This window comes from Kaistella rhinocerotis, assembly GCF_030243905.1.
Classification (GTDB): domain Bacteria; phylum Bacteroidota; class Bacteroidia; order Flavobacteriales; family Weeksellaceae; genus Kaistella; species Kaistella rhinocerotis.
Genome location: NZ_JASSYY010000002.1, coordinates 609,450 through 625,203, shown reverse-complemented (window position 1 = coordinate 625,203; position 15,754 = coordinate 609,450). Strand labels below are relative to the sequence as shown.

At 43.3% G+C, this 15,754-nt stretch carries 16 protein-coding genes and 1 tRNA gene; 3 read left to right on the top strand and 14 right to left on the bottom strand.

Annotation, left to right across the window (positions count from 1 at the left end; all coding sequences use genetic code 11):
• Window positions 1-78 precede the first annotated feature (78 nt).
• The gene (locus QEP06_RS08130) at window positions 79-1,767 is read left to right on the top strand and encodes a putative transporter (protein WP_285269820.1); all 1,689 of its coding nucleotides are present in this window, start codon (window positions 79-81) and stop codon (window positions 1,765-1,767) included.
• 74 nt (window positions 1,768-1,841) lie between these two features.
• Here the strand turns inward: QEP06_RS08130 and yajC are convergent, their stop codons facing one another.
• The 3 genes from yajC to nusB are packed head-to-tail and all read right to left on the bottom strand — an operon-like array spanning window position 1,842 to window position 3,562.
• On the bottom strand, window positions 1,842-2,165 hold the full coding sequence (yajC, locus tag QEP06_RS08125) for a preprotein translocase subunit YajC (protein ID WP_251832355.1): 324 nt from the start codon (window positions 2,163-2,165) through the stop codon (window positions 1,842-1,844).
• A gap of 19 nt (window positions 2,166-2,184) precedes the next feature.
• The gene (locus QEP06_RS08120; protein WP_285269819.1) at window positions 2,185-2,655 is read right to left on the bottom strand and encodes a DUF1573 domain-containing protein; all 471 of its coding nucleotides are present in this window, start codon (window positions 2,653-2,655) and stop codon (window positions 2,185-2,187) included.
• A 1-nt stretch (window position 2,656) separates the two neighbouring features.
• A complete protein-coding gene (nusB, locus tag QEP06_RS08115) occupies window positions 2,657-3,562 on the bottom strand; it encodes a transcription antitermination factor NusB (RefSeq protein ID WP_251832357.1) in 906 nt (301 codons plus the stop codon).
• Between the two features lie 150 nt (window positions 3,563-3,712).
• On the opposite strand from nusB, the gene QEP06_RS08110 reads away from it, so the two are divergent.
• A complete protein-coding gene (locus tag QEP06_RS08110) occupies window positions 3,713-5,374 on the top strand; it encodes an ABC transporter ATP-binding protein (RefSeq protein WP_285269818.1) in 1,662 nt (553 codons plus the stop codon).
• Window positions 5,375-5,484: 110 nt separating this feature from the next.
• On the top strand, window positions 5,485-5,823 hold the full coding sequence (locus QEP06_RS08105; RefSeq protein ID WP_285269817.1) for a DUF3276 family protein: 339 nt from the start codon (window positions 5,485-5,487) through the stop codon (window positions 5,821-5,823).
• A 9-nt stretch (window positions 5,824-5,832) separates the two neighbouring features.
• Here QEP06_RS08105 and QEP06_RS08100 read toward each other — a convergent pair whose 3' ends face one another.
• The 11 genes from QEP06_RS08100 to QEP06_RS08050 all read right to left on the bottom strand — a co-directional run bounded on the left by QEP06_RS08100 (window position 5,833) and on the right by QEP06_RS08050 (window position 15,645).
• Window positions 5,833-7,014, bottom strand: a complete 1,182-nt coding sequence (locus QEP06_RS08100) for a hypothetical protein (protein ID WP_285269816.1) — start codon at window positions 7,012-7,014, stop codon at window positions 5,833-5,835.
• Window positions 7,015-7,084: 70 nt separating this feature from the next.
• A tRNA-His gene (locus QEP06_RS08095) sits at window positions 7,085-7,160 on the bottom strand.
• A gap of 35 nt (window positions 7,161-7,195) precedes the next feature.
• Window positions 7,196-7,918 carry a bacillithiol biosynthesis deacetylase BshB1 gene (gene bshB1, locus QEP06_RS08090; RefSeq protein ID WP_285269815.1) on the bottom strand — a complete coding sequence of 241 codons (723 nt, stop codon included), beginning with the start codon at window positions 7,916-7,918 and terminating at the stop codon, window positions 7,196-7,198.
• A 165-nt stretch (window positions 7,919-8,083) separates the two neighbouring features.
• The gene (locus QEP06_RS08085) at window positions 8,084-8,782 is read right to left on the bottom strand and encodes a hypothetical protein (RefSeq protein ID WP_285269814.1); all 699 of its coding nucleotides are present in this window, start codon (window positions 8,780-8,782) and stop codon (window positions 8,084-8,086) included.
• Window positions 8,779-9,639 carry a dTDP-4-dehydrorhamnose reductase gene (rfbD, locus tag QEP06_RS08080; protein WP_285269813.1) on the bottom strand — a complete coding sequence of 287 codons (861 nt, stop codon included), beginning with the start codon at window positions 9,637-9,639 and terminating at the stop codon, window positions 8,779-8,781. Before rfbD ends, QEP06_RS08085 begins: the two co-directional genes overlap by 4 nt.
• Window positions 9,640-9,654: 15 nt before the next feature.
• Window positions 9,655-10,143 (bottom strand): acyl-CoA thioesterase, encoded by a 489-nt coding sequence (locus QEP06_RS08075; protein ID WP_285269812.1) that lies wholly within the window; start codon window positions 10,141-10,143, stop codon window positions 9,655-9,657.
• Window positions 10,144-10,205: 62 nt separating this feature from the next.
• On the bottom strand, window positions 10,206-10,700 hold the full coding sequence (locus QEP06_RS08070; RefSeq protein ID WP_251832364.1) for an OmpH/Skp family outer membrane protein: 495 nt from the start codon (window positions 10,698-10,700) through the stop codon (window positions 10,206-10,208).
• 39 nt (window positions 10,701-10,739) lie between these two features.
• Window positions 10,740-11,393, bottom strand: coding sequence for an OmpH/Skp family outer membrane protein (locus QEP06_RS08065; RefSeq protein ID WP_285269811.1), 654 nt, complete (start codon window positions 11,391-11,393; stop codon window positions 10,740-10,742).
• 11 nt (window positions 11,394-11,404) lie between these two features.
• Window positions 11,405-13,942, bottom strand: coding sequence for a BamA/OMP85 family outer membrane protein (locus QEP06_RS08060; protein ID WP_285269810.1), 2,538 nt, complete (start codon window positions 13,940-13,942; stop codon window positions 11,405-11,407).
• 26 nt (window positions 13,943-13,968) lie between these two features.
• On the bottom strand, window positions 13,969-14,721 hold the full coding sequence (gene uppS / locus QEP06_RS08055; protein WP_285269809.1) for a polyprenyl diphosphate synthase: 753 nt from the start codon (window positions 14,719-14,721) through the stop codon (window positions 13,969-13,971).
• Between the two features lie 3 nt (window positions 14,722-14,724).
• The gene (locus QEP06_RS08050) at window positions 14,725-15,645 is read right to left on the bottom strand and encodes a DUF6089 family protein (RefSeq protein WP_285269808.1); all 921 of its coding nucleotides are present in this window, start codon (window positions 15,643-15,645) and stop codon (window positions 14,725-14,727) included.
• Window positions 15,646-15,754 lie beyond the last annotated feature (109 nt).

Genomic DNA, 15,754 nt, shown 5'->3' with positions numbered 1-15,754 from the left:
TCAAATAGTGACAAATCTCGTGGTATGTATTCAGCCTACGGCAACTTTTCCCCGTAAATTTGTATTAAAATCAGGCTTATGTTAGATTGGTTACGCACGCTGCTTTTACCGGCAGAAAATCCGAATATCACACAGTCCATTGTCGTCATCATGCTCGCAGTAGGCACCGGAATCTTTTTCGGCCGGCTGAAACTGGGCAAAATCACCTTCGGCGTTTCCGCGGTGATGTTCACGGGTCTTATCCTCGGGCATTTCGGATACAGGATTGAGACGCATATTCTGGATTTTATCCGGGATTTTGGACTTATCCTTTTCGTTTACGGCATCGGATTACAGGTTGGTCCGTCATTTTTCTCCTCTTTCCGTAATGAAGGACTTAAATTTAATATTCTTGCCGTTTCAACCGTTTTGCTGGGCGGACTCATTACAGCGCTGCTTTTCCATTTTACAGGTTTGAAAATCGAAGATTTAGTCGGCATCATGAGTGGCTCGGTCACCAATACGCCGGGTTTGGGTGCAGCGAAAAACACGATTGAAGAACTACAGCATACCTTTCCGGGCAGACCGTTCAATGATCCTACGATTGGCTATGCGATCACTTATCCCTTGGGCGTATTCGGAATAATCGGCGTGGTGATTCTGTCTAAAATCTTGCTTAAAATTAATCCGGAAACCGAGATGCGTCGCTTCAGGATGGCAAAGATCAACCGCGAATTACCGTTGGTTCACATGAAAATGCGTGTAACCAACCCTGAATTTTTCGGTAAATCTATTTTTCAGGCCACTAAAGATTTTGGAAGGCCGATTGTGATTTCAAGACTTAAACACAGTGGCAGTGCGGCGGTACAGTCGCCCACGGCGGATATGCTGATGCGCGATCGCGATGTACTGATGCTGGTAGGACTGGAAAATGACCTCAAAGATTTCATTGCAATCGTGGGTCGCCCGTCAACGGACCAATTCATCGAGTCTGACGAGGATATCCACAGCCGCAATATTTTTGTCACGAAGGCCTCTGCCATTCATAAAACCCTTGCAGAGCTCGATCTTTACAACACATATGACCTTAAAGTGACACGCGTTTTTCGGGCCGGCCGCGAAATTCTGCCCCGACCATCGCTGGAACTGTTCTATGGCGACAAACTGCGTGTCATCGGCGCGAAAGATGCCATCACAGAGGTGGAGAAGATCATTGGGAACTCTGAAAAGAAACTGCTTGAACCCGACTTTTTGTCCTTGTTTGGCGGTCTGTTGCTGGGCGTAATCTTGGGCTCCATCCCGATTGTCATTCCAAATCTTCCGGTACCGCTAAAACTTGGTTTTGCCGCCGGCCCACTGATTGTGGCGCTGCTTATATCGAGATTTGGCGGCATTTCGTTCATCCATTCGTACATTAATAATGGCGCGATCTATTTTATGAAAGACTTCGGTATCTGTATGTTCTTCGCCGCAGTCGGGATTCACGCGGGTGACGGTTTCTATGAAAACTTCGTGAAATACAACGGCTGGATGTGGCTTCTGTATGGCTCTGCTATCACATTCATACCATTAATCCTGATGGTGATCATCGGCCGTTTTATCCTTAAAATCAATTATTTACAGCTCGCCGGCATCATGAGCGGCAGCTATACAGATCCGGCCGCACTTTCGTTCAGCACCAATTATCTGGATTCTGACATTCCCGTGCAAAGCTATGCGCAGGTTTATCCGCTCGTTACTATTTTCCGAATCTTCGTGGCGAGTTTGCTGATTCTGCTCCTTACTTGATTTTACTTTAAATATTTAAATAAAAAAAAGCAACCCGAAAATGAGTTGCTTTTTATTTTTAAATAATGCGGGGATTATTTCTTCTCTTCAGTGCTGTCTGGGAATCGCTGTTGTGTAAACTCCCTTGAGATAGCGGCTTTCTCAAACTTTAATTTGCCCGAAAGCGTCTCAATCACCACACCATCTTCCATGATCTGCGCGATTCTGCCATGCATACCAGACGTAGTCACTACTCTGCTGCCCACTTTCAGCGCAGCCTGAAAACCTTTTTCCTGCTTTGCTTTTTTCATTTGCGGACGGATCATCAGAAAGTAAAACCCGACGAACATCAGTCCCATCATGATCATTGTAGGCATCATGGTATCCGGCGCGGCGGCCTGTAAAAATATTGAAATCATATTAACTTTTTTTTAAATATTAAGGCTGAACATCAGCTGTAAAGCCAATGACAATAGGTGCCTTTTCTACGTTTGCGAATACTTCAGCCTGCTTGTTCACAAGCCCGTCAAAATTCCCTGAATCAAACTTCAGCGTAATTTTGCCTTTCTGACCCGGCATGATAGGATCTTTGGTATAATCTGGCGCGGTGCAGCCACAGCCCGGCTTCACCTGTGAGATGATCAGCGGGTTGGTTCCGGTGTTTGTCACTTCGTAGATGTGCTCTACCTGTTCGCCTTTTTTCACTTTTCCAAATTCAAAAGTAGATTCAGAAAGTGCCACAGTAGTTGTTGGCGCCGTAGAAACCGGTTCTGAAGCAACTGCAGTAGCCGGTTCAGAAGCTACAGCAAGAGAATCTGTAGTTACGATCTGTTCTGCGGATTGGTCTTTTTTGCAGCTTACTAAAGCTAGAGCAGCCACAACTGGCAATAATTTGACTAAATTTTTCATATTAATTTCGGTTAAAATCTTTGGTGTATTTATCTAAAATTCCATTAATGAAAATGTTCGAACGGTCTGTGGAGAAGACTTTTGAGATTTCGATATACTCATTGATGATCACACGTCCGGGTGTGAGCGGAAAGTAATCCAGTTCGGTCATAGCCGTGATAAGTATGATCTTATCGAGCAGTGAAACCCGTTCTATATCCCAGTTTTCGAGACGTGAAATGAGTTTTTTCTCCGTATCATCCCAGTGATTCAGGATTTGGCGTAAGAGTCTTCGTGCAAACTCGCGGTCGTCTTCATCCTTGATCATTTTGATCAATGTGTGCGTGGGCTCATTTTCTTTGAAAAAACCAATGGTTTTTTGAATCATCGAGTGTGAGATATGCATATCATCAGACCAGCTGATCTCTTTCTCTTCCAGATGCTCGTGAAAATCTTCATTCTCCGCTACATAGCGTAAAAACAGTTTCCCGATAAACTTTTGATCGGCTTCAAAAGAGTAGCCTTCCTCTTTCATGAAATCCTGATACCGTTTCCCGGCGGTCATTCGCTGAAAGGTTTTTACCAAAAGTTCGTCGTGCAAATCCCACTTCAGTTCCTGATGCTTTGAGGTGAAAGATAACCTCTCGGTATTTTCTTCAAGCATCAAAAGAACCTGATTATTAATGAATTTCTGGTTCGGATTAATGTTTTCATCAGTTTTCAGAAATTTCTTCTTCCCAATCTCAATCTGGTTTTCCGCAAGATGCTTCAGCGCAACCAGGAAATTCAGCTGGTAGATGTACAGGTGGTAAATCTTGTCAATCTGCGTGAACATATTATTTTCAAGCACATCCACTTTCACAGGATTTTGGTAATAAGAATATACCGACTCTACAACTTTTTCACGGATCTGTCTTCTTCCTAGCATTTCAAAGAGCTTATTTTAGTGCGTGCAAAGATAGCATTTTTTTGTAAACTCACAGGTCCGCGATGGCCTTCAGCCGCGCGAAAAACAGGCTCATCAATTTTCATTTTATTACTTTTGTATATCTAATTCAAAAAACCACTCCAACCGCGCATGAACGCCCTGAAAACACTCAATCCCTACTTTTACAAGCACCGAATTCTGCTCTTTTGGGGTTTCCTGTTCATCATAGCGAGCAATTTTTTCAGTATTTACAAAGTACAGTTTGTGGGCCGGTCTGTAGATGAAATTTCGAAGACTACGACTCTTGGCTTTAATCCGCAGGTCCTGATTAATGTGGCAATTATCGTAGTATCATCAATCCTCACAGGTTTTTTCACCTTCATGATGCGCCAGACCATCATCGTGGCTTCGCGCAGGATAGAATACGAACTTAAAAACAAAATTTACACGCACTATCAGGAACTTTCGGTAACTGATTTTAAAAAAACCACAACCGGTGACCTGATGAACCGCCTGAGTGAAGACGTAGTCGCGGTTCGAATGTATCTGGGCCCAGGCGTGATGTATGTGGTGAACTTGCTTATCCTGTTGATCATCACTTCGGTTTATATGTTGAAGACCGACGTTTCAATGACGATATGGTCTCTGGTTCCGCTGCCCATTTTGTCGTTCGTGATCTATAAGGTAAGCTCGATTATCAATGGGAAATCGAAAGTCATGCAGAAAAGCCAGTCGGCGATTTCAACCTTTGTGCAGGACAGTTTTTCCGGAATTCGCGTGGTGAAATTCTTTGCAAAAGAGAAGTACATCGAGAAAAACTATGGTGCGAAAGTGAAAGATTACCAGGTAAAGGCGTTGGATTTAGCAAAAACCGAAGCGTATTTTTTTACGATCATATTATTTGTCATCGGTTTGCTGAATGTGGTGATATTGCTGATCGGTGGCCAAAAATACCTTAACAATGAACTGAGCGTTGGTAAGATCGCAGATTTCTTTCTTTACATTAATATTTTAATCTGGCCTTTTTCCATGGTGGGCTGGGTAACTTCGGTAAATCAGCGCGCAGACGCCTCGATGCAGCGTATCAACGAATTTTTGGATATGAAAACGGACATCATTAACAAAAATAACGACGTGTACCCGATCCGTGGTGAAATCGAATTTCGAAATGTATCGTACGTGTATCCAAATACAGGAATAAAAGCACTAGATAATTTAAGTTTCAAGATTGAAGCCGGAAAGTCGCTCGCAATAATGGGAAAAACCGGGAGCGGAAAATCGACTATCGCATTGCTGCTTTGCCGCCTGATCGATCCGACAGAAGGAGAAATACTGGTTGACGGAGTAAATCTCAAAGACCACAACCTGGGCAATTACCGCAGACACATCGGCTATATTCCGCAGGAAAGCTTCCTGTTTTCAGACACGATTGAGAATAATATCGGTTTCGCTGTTGACAGTCCAACCCTTGAGCAGGTGACCAAATACGCTAAAAAAGCTGATGTACACAAGAATATTGTCGAATTCAAAGACCAATATAAAACTTTGGTTGGTGAGCGCGGCGTGATGCTTTCGGGCGGGCAAAAGCAACGGATCTGTATCGCTAGGGCATTGATTAAGGAACCGAAAATCCTAATTTTCGATGATTCACTGTCTGCTTTGGATACGGAAACGGAAGAAAATATCCTCCAAAATCTGGAAAACGAAATCCAGAAAAGCACATCAATCATCATTACACACCGCGAGAGCAGTGCGAAGCGTGCAGATAAAATACTGAATCTCACCGAAATAGAAACTTCCGAGCCAGCTTAGATGCGAATTCTTTAGGTATAATTCCTTTTTCTTAATAAAAGTTAAAATTTTATTTTGCAATTAAAAGAATTCATTTATATTTGTCTGTATCCATTATAAACTAAGCTCAAATGAATGATTACAAAGACCGGCAGGAAAATGAAATTTTCACGAAGGTTCTGAAGGCTGGACGGCGAACCTACTTCTTCGATGTGCGCGAGACGAAAGCCGGAGACTACTATCTGACGATTACCGAAAGTAAAAAACACTTCTCAGAAGGTGGCGAGGCCAGCTATGAAAAGCACAAAATCTACCTTTACAAAGAGGATTTCAAAAGTTTTGAGGAAATGTTCACACAGTCGGCGGAGTTTATCATTAACCAAAAAGGTACTGATGTAATCTCAGAACGACACGATAAAGATTTCAAATCGCGTTCTTATACGATAGAATCAGACGAAGATTTCGAATGAGTTTTATTTTTATGCATTTCGGATCAGAAATATTCTAGCCATAACAGCAGAGAAATACGGGACAAAAAGCAAAAAATAACGTGGCATAGGTGCTACCGTGTAAAAAATAAGCACGAATAAATAAATACTTAGCGTAAATACAAACAGGTAGCCTTGCTGTCTGTTTTTTATTTTAAGGAGTGCCCATACAAGAAAAAATTGGAAAGCAAGAAAGAAGATACTGTAAAAAATATAAATCCCCATGCCCGACATCCAACCATAATCCGGGAAGTACTGGGTAAAATTGACTGCAAATTTCTGAAGTGTGAGTTTTACAAACAGCATGTGCTCTGTAGCTACAAATTCACTATTGAGCCCGGAAAGAAATGAATCTATTTCACGTTCATTACCAAATCTGCTATACAGCACCTCTACCGGTAAAACTTCATCAGTTTTTGGTGAATATGGAAAATTATAGGCAGAAAAAACATTATACTCCAGGTTATATCCTTTTGCGAAATTATAGTTAAGTGATGTCGAATAAGTAAACTTCCCTATTTTTAAATAATTTCTCACCATCCAGGGCAAGTAACTTATAAATACAAATAAGCCTGTTAAAATAAAGTTGATAATCTTGATTTTACGCAAATACAGAAAAACAGCACCAGCAATCAAAATAATGTACAAAAATTCATAACGCAGATACAGCCCTAAAACTGATACCGCCGCGAGGCCTGCAATTTGCTGAGACCTCCATTCTTTTTCATTTGAAATCCTGTAGAGCAAAGCAAAGAAAACAGACAGCAAACTGACAGACATAGATAATGAACTCACCGTAATATTACCTGCAAACAGGGGCGGAAAAAGCAACAGCACAAGCAGAAAAATCTGCACACGCAGCGTACGGAAATGGGTTGAGCAGAGAGTTTTGACTAAAAACCGCAGTGAAAAAAAATACACTAATCCCTGCAAAACCAGAGATACTTTAAGCCAATCCGTAAAACCGAATACGCCCTTACAAAGCAATAAATAATAAGGATAAAGCGGAGGCATATAAGCGGACGGCACTCCATACATTTTCAAACCACTGCTGAAATCCGATTCTTCCATTATTAGCAGCCACTCATACTTCAACCCGACCTCGCCCGGAAGCGAGATAAGCAAAACCACAAAAAAAATGGCAAAAAGAAGGTAATCGGTTTTTTTGTTCATTGTAGCCCCATAAAGGTTTCACAAAAGTAAAAAACGCTTCCGGTTTGCCGAAAGCGCTTTGTAAAAATCAGGGTGAATGATGGGTCTCGAACCCACGACCTTCGGAACCACAATCCGACGCTCTAACCAACTGAGCTACAATCACCGTTTTAGGTCTGCAAATATAGGCCTTTTCGAGAAATTACAAAACTATTCCGTCAAAATTTTTGAAAGCTAAAAGTTTTTCTGTGGTAAAGCCCTCCGCAAACTCCACACCGGAAAGCCGGCCAAGGTCCTGTGCACGGTAGGTCAGACTTTCAAGGAAATCTTTGGTCGCGATCGGCGTCATCGGTTCTTTGGATCCCGGATCGTAAAACTGCGTTTTGTAGGCCAGGCAGGCTTCGATCTTCTTGTCTATAAAGCCTGAAATATCTACCACGAAATCGGGCGTAATGTTTTTCCACTGAATATAACTGAAAATCTGTTTCGGGCGCCACGCAGTTTGTGACTGACCGTCCAAAACTGTTTCGATCTTAGACAAACCCGCAAGAAAACATGCATCTGAAACGAGTTTATGCGCTTTCGCATGATCAGGATGGCGGTCATCGATTGCGTTTGAAAACACAATCGTGGGTTGGTATTTGCGGATCATCTTCACGATCTTAAGCTGATATTCCTCTGAATTCTGAAGAAAACCATCTTTCATTTCAAGGTTTTCGCGTGCTGAAACTTTCAGGATTTCAGATGCTTTTGCGGCTTCTTCAGCACGTGTCAAATCGGTGCCGCGCGTCCCGAGTTCGCCACGCGTAAGGTCTACGATCGCTACTGTTTTTCCGGCAGCGATCATTTTGGAAATCGTCCCGCCACATCCTAGTTCTACATCATCGGGATGCGCACCAATCGCTAAGATATCTACTTTTTGCATGGTATAAAGATACGAAATTGAAGATTTACGCGCTTCTGCGTTTCGGGGGAAGAGAGGCCCGACCTTTTAGCCCGGATTGCAGTGGAAATCCTTTTTTGCGGGCTGAGCCTGCGAAGCCCGCAAAAAAGATTGCAACGGAAAGCCGGACCTGTTTCTGTATGGAAACTACTTTTGTTGCTCCTCAAGCGAATCCAACAACTGATAAATGGTGGTGAGAAACTGCGCGTAAGACTGCTCCAGGCGCGTGATATCGCCGGATTTCAGATTGATTCCCGAAGTTCCGTATGGGTTGGAGTTCACCGAAAACGCGGAAAACTGAAAATACTGTACGGGCTGGTTTTCCTGCGCAGAAAGTTTGATGGACGAGCCCAAAAATTTTCGCGTTGAAACTGTGTAAACGGTGCCCGGAAGTAAAGTCTTACGGATAAAAGTACGCGGCTTGAACGCTATTTTCTCCTCATTAAATGAGATTATTTGATCCCTGTACGGTGAAGAAATAAGGTAGACAATGTTCGTTTCGGGCCGGAAATCTGCCTGTTCCACATAATAAAGACTAAGCCTGTAATGCGCCGCATCGAACTTCTGCTGCCCGCCGGTGACTGACTCAAATGGCTTGTATGCAAAGGCGTTCGCGCCAATTTGCTTGGCTTTTTTATAAACTTTCCCGAACATTTCGGCATCATCGTCTGAAAAGCCCTGCACTTCTATTTCGCCTAAATATTCAGCTTTTGTTTCCGTAGGATTGATTTTGTAGAAAACTTTATCGGTATTGCTGTGGCTGCGTTCCACATTATTTAAAATGACATTCTGAGCCACTAAAAAATGGCCAAAGAAAATCACGAAAAGGATGCTTATGTGCTTCATTTTGTAAGGATTTCGATACAGTCTTGGAGTGAATTTTCCCAATGCTCAGGCTCAATTCCATAAGTTTCCCCGATTTTATCGAGCGCCATGGTGCTGCGTACCGGACGTCTTGCGGGCGTGGGGAACTGTTCTGTTGGTATCGGATTCAATTTGACTGGAGACTTAGCGAATTCAGCGATTTTCTCTGCGAAATGGAACCAGGTGGTTTCCGGATAATTCGAAAAGTGGAAAACACCGTAAACTTTTGGTTCTGTTCCGATAATTTTTAAAATGGCTTCGGCTAGATCATTCGCATTGGTGGGCTGTCCGAACTGATCGTTCACAATGCCAAGCTCCGGTCTCTGCCTGAAAAGATTCAGCATCGTCTTAACGAAATTCTTACTGAATTCCGAATAAAGCCAGGACGTGCGGATTACCACCGTTTTCGGATTTGCCGCTAAAGCCAACTCCTCGCCCGCCAATTTAGAAGCGCCGTAAACGCCCTGTGGATCGGTAAATGAGTCTTCTGAATACGATATTTGCGTGTCACCATTGAACACGTAATCTGTTGAAACGTGAATTAAGACTGTTTTATATTCCGCGCAGATTTCTGCAAGGTTCTTAATGCCTTCAGCATTCACGCCGAAAGCTTTTTCGCCCTCAGTTTCGGCTAAATCTACGGCTGTGTAAGCTGCGGCATTGATACAAAAATGCGGCTTGTGATCGTAAAAATAATCGGAGACACTGTCTGCATCTGTGATATCGAGCGCCTGTGAATCCGCGAAAATAAACTCAAAACGGTCTTCAAAATCCGGCGCAATTTTTTGGATGCATTGTCCCAGCTGACCATTGGCTCCGGTGACTAAAATTTTCTTCATTGAAGTAATTTAAAACTATTTGGAAACGGACTTGTTTAATTTGCGTAATGACGCCACCCGCGATTTGAAATCAGGTTCCTCAAGATTCACAAGAAAATCTTTGAACAGACTGATGGTTTCCGGCGGCTGAATAGCTGCTCGGCGCGTTTTCATATCAAAATAAATCACCGTGAGCCATAGAACGCTGTGTATCGTGCTGCCGTCCTCGCTTTTCATCAGGATCTCCACTTTGGAAAGCCGGTCGCCAACTTCGATGGTCTTGCTCGTGATCATCACTTTCGCGTTGTAACGCACTTCTTTCAGATACGCAATCTCATTCTGGATGGTGATCCAGGTGCAGCCGGTGCGCCGCGTGTATTCTTCGTACGTGAAGCCATAGCCGTTCTCTACATGGTCTTCACGGGCATTCAGCATATATTCGAGGTATTTTACGTTGTTCAGATGACCGATTGGGTCACAGTCGCTGAAGCGTACTTTTACTACCGTTGAAAGTTCTTTCTGCATTTAAATTAAATTAAAAAACCATCCTGAAAACTCGGGATGGTTTAGGTTATCGAAGACTTTTATTAAAGACCCAACTCTTTTTTAACCAAAGGAGTTGCATCAGGACCTGCCTTGTAGATCAACGCTGTAGAATCGATGATGAAATCAAAACCGTTTGCTTTAGCCACCTTTGTTACTGCATTGTTCAGCTTGTCTATGATTGGCTTCACGGCTGCATCTCTTCTCTGTGCAAGATCCTGCTGGGCAGTCTGCTGAAGTTGCTGAAGGTTTTGCTGCTTCTTCTGAAGATCGCCTTCTTTTGCAGTTCTTTGAGCTTCGGTCATTTTTGCGCCCTCAGCCTGGTACTGCTGAACTTCTTTCTGGAAAGCTTCTGCCTGCTTGTTTAGTTCGTCGCCTTTTGTTTTGCTGAAGGTATCTAAGTCAGTGGTCATTTTTTTAGTTTCGGGCATTGCTGCAAGTACTGATTCGTAATCGATGGAAGCAAGCTTTTGTGCGTTTGCTGTTCCTACGGTTACTAACATCATTACTGCTGCGAATAATACACTTAATTTTTTCATAATTGAAGATAAATAAATTGTTTTGTTTGTTTTAAAATTTTAATTTTTTCTCATCTGTTGCTGCTGAACTTCCTGGGCGCCGTTTCTGTCCCCTTCTTTCTGTATTCTTAATTTTTCGTTCCGCGCATCAGACTGCGAAGTGCCGGGCCTTTGATTTACGTTCTCGGTTTTTGTTGTTCCCGCATTTTTCAGTAGCAAATCTAATACTTTATCCGTATAATCATACCTTTTTTCGAGGAAAATGACACTGATGTTATTGCTTTTGTCAAGAACTATGCCTAACGCATTCTTCTCTGATACCGTGCGGATTGCATTCCAAATCTGATCCTGGAAAGGCTTGGTGAGATTGGAGCGTGCGTTGTTTATTTCACCCAAAGTCCCGAAGCGGTTATTGATCATCGCCTTGATTTTTTTATCAAGATCTTCCACTTCTTTTTCCCTTAATTTCAGCTGATCGCCAATCAAAAGTACACGCTCATTCTCAAGAAGTGTTTTTTTCTTCTCAAAGTCCGACTGCAGCGTCTGAATTTCGGTCTGCCAGTTTTGGATCTGCGCATTCAGGCGTGCTTCAGCGTCTTTGTACTGCGGAAGTTTGCTAAGGATATAGTCTGTGTCCACCACACCAATCTTTTGGGCATTCAGCGTGCCGCAAAAAATAATGAAGGTGAGCGCAAATAATTTAATGTGTTTCATTGTCCATGCTTTTATAAAGATTGATTCATCAGGAAGTGTGTTTTCCAACCTGCCGGTTCTGTGCCGATAAGCGTCTTGTCGAACCCGTACGCGAAATCGAACCCGATGAGCCCGAAAGCGCCCATATAAACACGCACACCTACACCTGCAGACCTTTTCAGCTGGAACGGATTGTAAGTTCCAAAGGTATTCCAGGCGTTTCCACCTTCCACGAATGACAGTGCGTAAATCTTAGCCGTTTGGTTCATTGAGATCGGATAACGTACTTCTAACGCAAATCTGTTATAAATTGTTGCCCCACCATATGGTGTTACGTCTTCCAGCATTCCGCCGGTAGAAGATGCATTCTCATAACCTCTTAACGGAACAAGTTCACGTCCGTCATACCTTCCACCGAAAAGACCGGTTCCACCTACGTAGAAACGCTCGAATGGCGGTGCGCCAAGGTCAGCATTATAACCGTCTAGGAAGCCCATTTCTGCGGTGCTTCGCAAAACAAGTTTGCCCACTACGGTGTTGTAAACATCGGCTTTTAATTTCACTTTGTAGAATTCGAGCCATTTGTACTTTTCAACATTTGACATTGAAGAGTAATCTTTGTCGCTGAAGAGTGAATACGGTGGCGTAAATTTCACTGTAGCTTCCACATTTGAACCCTGAGTTGGGAAAATTGGGTCAAGTCCGGCAGAATTTCGGCTTAAACCTACATTAAAGCTGAAGTTCTTTGCAGACCCGTTATATTCGGTCTGGTTTCCGAACTGGAAAGGATAATTTCTAAAATCGTAGCTCTGAAACTGAATTCCGGTATAAAGTGAGAAATAATCATCCGGCCATCTCAAAAGTCTGTTCAGACCCGCGCTGGCAGAGAAAATATTGAGTTTCTGTGTATCACCGAACTGATCGGTATATCTTACCAAAGATTGGTTTACACTTACTGAAAGTGCTGTAGGTTTGGTACCGAAAAGCCATGGTTCTGTAAATGAAATACCGTAATTCTGGAAGTACTGGCCCGCCTGCGCCTGAATGGAGAGTGTCTGACCGTCACCCTGAGGAACCGGTTTGAAATCTTTAAATCTCAAAAAGTTTCTCAGCGAGAAGTTATTGAAGGTAAGCCCAAGAGTACCGATAAATGAGCCGCCCCCGTAGCCCGCCTGAAGCTGAACCTGCGAAGATCCTTTCTCTACCAGTGTCCAGTGGATGTCTACTGTGTTGTCCTGCGGATTTGGGCTGATGTTCTGGCCCACCTGCTGAGGATCGAAAAACTGCATCCCCGCTAAGTCAAAATACGTTCTTTTAATGTCGCTTTTCGCGAAAAGACTTCCGGGTTTTGTACGGAGTGAGCGTAAAACCACATGATCGTGTGTTGTAGTGTTTCCACTCCAGGTTACACGGTTCCAAGTCGCTTTCTCGCCTTCAGAAATCCGGATTTCCAGATTGATTGAGTCGCCAACTACGGATTTTTCGATAGGTGTAACGTTTGAAAAAAGATAACCGTTGTTCATGTAGATCGACTTGATGTCTGAGTCGTCTTCTTTACCGCCGTCTTCGCCAACTTTCTTGTTAAATCCTACCGCATCATAGATGTCGCCGGTTTTATAGCCTAAAACTTTCTGCAGATAATCTGTCGGGAACGCGGTATTTCCAAGGAAATTGATGTCGCCGATGTAATATTTTTTCCCTTCGTTCAGTTTTACATTGATCTCAAAATCATTCTTCTGGTTTCTCCAAACCGAGTCTGATACAATCTTGGCATCGCGGAAACCGAGTGAACGGTAATAACTGATCAGGTTGTTTTTATCCTCTTCATATTTTTCCTGGATGAATTTTGAAGGTTTCAGGATACCTTTAATGCCGAAACGACGCTGTTTGGTATCTTTGAATGCTTTGTTGCGGAGTTTTCTGTCTGAAACGCTTTCATTACCTTCAAACTCGATGTGGCTGATCTTCACTCTCTTGCCACGGTCTACATCAATCGTCCAGTCTATCAGTTCGGGATCCTGTGCGTTCACCTTCTCCTGAATGGTCACCTTCGCGTCAGCAAACCCTTTTTTCACATATTCTTTCGGTATATTGGTCTGAAGTGTCGAAACCAGATTCTGTGTGATCTTAGTTCCGGGCTTCAGGTTGTTATCCTTTGCAAGTTTCTCGCTTTTGGTCTTGCCAATACCTTTTCCGGTAAATTTCACTTCACCGAGGTCCTTTAAATCCTGAAGATTAAATCTTAAGACAATTTGGTCGCCCTCAATGCTCTGGATGTAAACCTCCACCTCAGAAAAAGATTGAGTTTCCCACAGTTTCTTGATCGCATTGCTGATCTTCTGTCCCGGAATTTCCACGGTTTCGTTCTTATTCAGACCGGTAAACCTGAGGATCTGTGCAGGGCTGTACTTTTTTACACCATCTACCACGATGTCTTTCAGGATGTAGGTCCCGGCTTCGTTCTGCGCGTATACCGGATTGTTGTCCTGTGGTGTTTGCGTGGGAGTGGTCTGGCCATAGAAATGTGCCGAAGCCACAAACATGATGATGGGTAAGAATTTAAACTTCATTTTTTATGTTGCTAACTGTCTTTTTTTTAAATATTTTCTTCGAGCTGCTCACTGGTTTTACCGAAGCGGCGCTCTTTGTTTTGATAGTTGTAGATACATCTGAAAAAATCTTCGCGCCCGAAATCCGGCCACAAGATATCCAGAAACTGCAGCTCAGCATAGGCGATCTGCCAAAGCAAAAAGTTGCTGATCCTCACTTCTCCGCTGGTACGGATCAGCAGGTCTACCGGCGGAAAATCTTTGGTGTACAGATGATTTTCAAAGACCTCTTCGGTAATTTCATCTTCCGTGAGTTCACCGGCTTTTACTTTTGCGCTGATTTGTTTCACCGCATTCAGCATTTCGTTCTGCGAACCGTAGCTTAGCGCCAGGATTAGATTTCCCTGCTTATTTTCTTTGGTGATATCTACGAGATGCAGCATCTGCTCGCGAACAAGCGGCGGCAGCTTCTCTATATCACCAATGATATGCATCCGCAAACCTTTAGTGAAAATCTCTTCAGCTTCCAGGATAAGTGTCTCAGAAATGAGACTCATTAAGGTATCTACCTCATCTTCAGGCCTGTTCCAGTTTTCAGAAGAAAACGTGTAAAGTGTAAGGTAAGGAATATGGATCTCGTTACAGGCGTTTACCGCTTCACGTACTGCCTTGATGGCGTGCTTGTGCCCAAAAGTTCTCTTTTCGCCGCGCGATTTCGCCCATCTGCCGTTACCGTCCATTATTATGGCAACATGCTGTGGCAGGCGCTCCGGGTTTATTTTGTCTTTAAATGTCTGCATCTTCTAATCTCCACAATAACACGGCGGCCTACCGAATGAATAGCTGATACCAAGGGTTACCGAATTGACCCAGTCCTTGGAATTAGGGTTACCTACCGTACGGTTTTTAAGAAAATCCGCTACACGGCCTTCGGCAACCTCAAGAAAAGGGGTTTCCTGCAACAGCGATTTCGTAGTGCTTCCCGCTGCCAATATATCTTTGTTGTAAGTCACCTGCAGACTGTTTTCATCTACGACACTGTAATCAATCGAGTCTGAAAAAGTAGGTCTGAACATGAACTCGCCGAAAAGTGCCCAGTTGTAATTAAATTTATATTTTAAACCCACACCAAACGGAACACCCATGGTGATTTGGCTTACAGACTGATAATCTCCCTGTCGGGTTAAGAAATCCTCGCTGTCAACAGGCGTCTGCGCAGTTCCGCCGGCGTCTCTTCGGAAATCGTGTTCCAGAGCGATTTGAGGCGTGTTGCTTAGCATCGCACCCAGACCCGCAAAAATGTACGGACTAAGCATGCTTTGCTGCTCGTCATTTACCGGCAGGAAATTGTATTCGAAAATAGCATCGGCTTCAATTATTGAATTGGTTCCCCAAAGTTTCCTCCTGTTGCGGTAAGCCTCTTTTGCCGCGCCATCCGCGAATTGAATATGGCTGTACCCGACATTGAAACGCAGGGTTTGGTAAGGATTAAAATTCATCCTGTAAAGAATGCCACCGTAAAACGGGATACCGAAATCACTGATATTGCCTAAAGGTTTCTGCAGCACATAATTGGTCCGGCCAATATCGCCAACCAAATTGCTCGCGCCAAGCTGAACCCCCAATTCATGCCGCTGCCCAAAAGAGAGCGCGGAAAGCAGCATCACAGCAAAAAAGGAAAAAACATAAGTCCTCCTTCTAAACGATTGAAGATCAATTTTCATAAATAATTTTGCAAATATAGGACATTTTGTGGTTAAGCAAATTCTTAATATTTAGTTAAATACCAACAATAAAGCATAATTTACTTACCTGAAAAACGGCAGAAGAACA

Bases quoted from the DNA above. Each gene is read 5' to 3' on its own strand.
- QEP06_RS08130 (WP_285269820.1), top strand. From the start codon at position 79: ATGTTAGATTGGTTACGCACGCTGCTTTTACCGGCAGAAAATCCGAAT.
- yajC (WP_251832355.1), bottom strand. From the start codon at position 2,165: ATGATTTCAATATTTTTACAGGCCGCCGCGCCGGATACCATGATGCCT.
- QEP06_RS08120 (WP_285269819.1), bottom strand. From the start codon at position 2,655: ATGAAAAATTTAGTCAAATTATTGCCAGTTGTGGCTGCTCTAGCTTTA.
- nusB (WP_251832357.1), bottom strand. From the start codon at position 3,562: ATGCTAGGAAGAAGACAGATCCGTGAAAAAGTTGTAGAGTCGGTATAT.
- QEP06_RS08110 (WP_285269818.1), top strand. From the start codon at position 3,713: ATGAACGCCCTGAAAACACTCAATCCCTACTTTTACAAGCACCGAATT.
- QEP06_RS08105 (WP_285269817.1), top strand. From the start codon at position 5,485: ATGAATGATTACAAAGACCGGCAGGAAAATGAAATTTTCACGAAGGTT.
- QEP06_RS08100 (WP_285269816.1), bottom strand. From the start codon at position 7,014: ATGAACAAAAAAACCGATTACCTTCTTTTTGCCATTTTTTTTGTGGTT.
- bshB1 (WP_285269815.1), bottom strand. From the start codon at position 7,918: ATGCAAAAAGTAGATATCTTAGCGATTGGTGCGCATCCCGATGATGTA.
- QEP06_RS08085 (WP_285269814.1), bottom strand. From the start codon at position 8,782: ATGAAGCACATAAGCATCCTTTTCGTGATTTTCTTTGGCCATTTTTTA.
- rfbD (WP_285269813.1), bottom strand. From the start codon at position 9,639: ATGAAGAAAATTTTAGTCACCGGAGCCAATGGTCAGCTGGGACAATGC.
- QEP06_RS08075 (WP_285269812.1), bottom strand. From the start codon at position 10,143: ATGCAGAAAGAACTTTCAACGGTAGTAAAAGTACGCTTCAGCGACTGT.
- QEP06_RS08070 (WP_251832364.1), bottom strand. From the start codon at position 10,700: ATGAAAAAATTAAGTGTATTATTCGCAGCAGTAATGATGTTAGTAACC.
- QEP06_RS08065 (WP_285269811.1), bottom strand. From the start codon at position 11,393: ATGAAACACATTAAATTATTTGCGCTCACCTTCATTATTTTTTGCGGC.
- QEP06_RS08060 (WP_285269810.1), bottom strand. From the start codon at position 13,942: ATGAAGTTTAAATTCTTACCCATCATCATGTTTGTGGCTTCGGCACAT.
- uppS (WP_285269809.1), bottom strand. From the start codon at position 14,721: ATGCAGACATTTAAAGACAAAATAAACCCGGAGCGCCTGCCACAGCAT.
- QEP06_RS08050 (WP_285269808.1), bottom strand. From the start codon at position 15,645: ATGAAAATTGATCTTCAATCGTTTAGAAGGAGGACTTATGTTTTTTCC.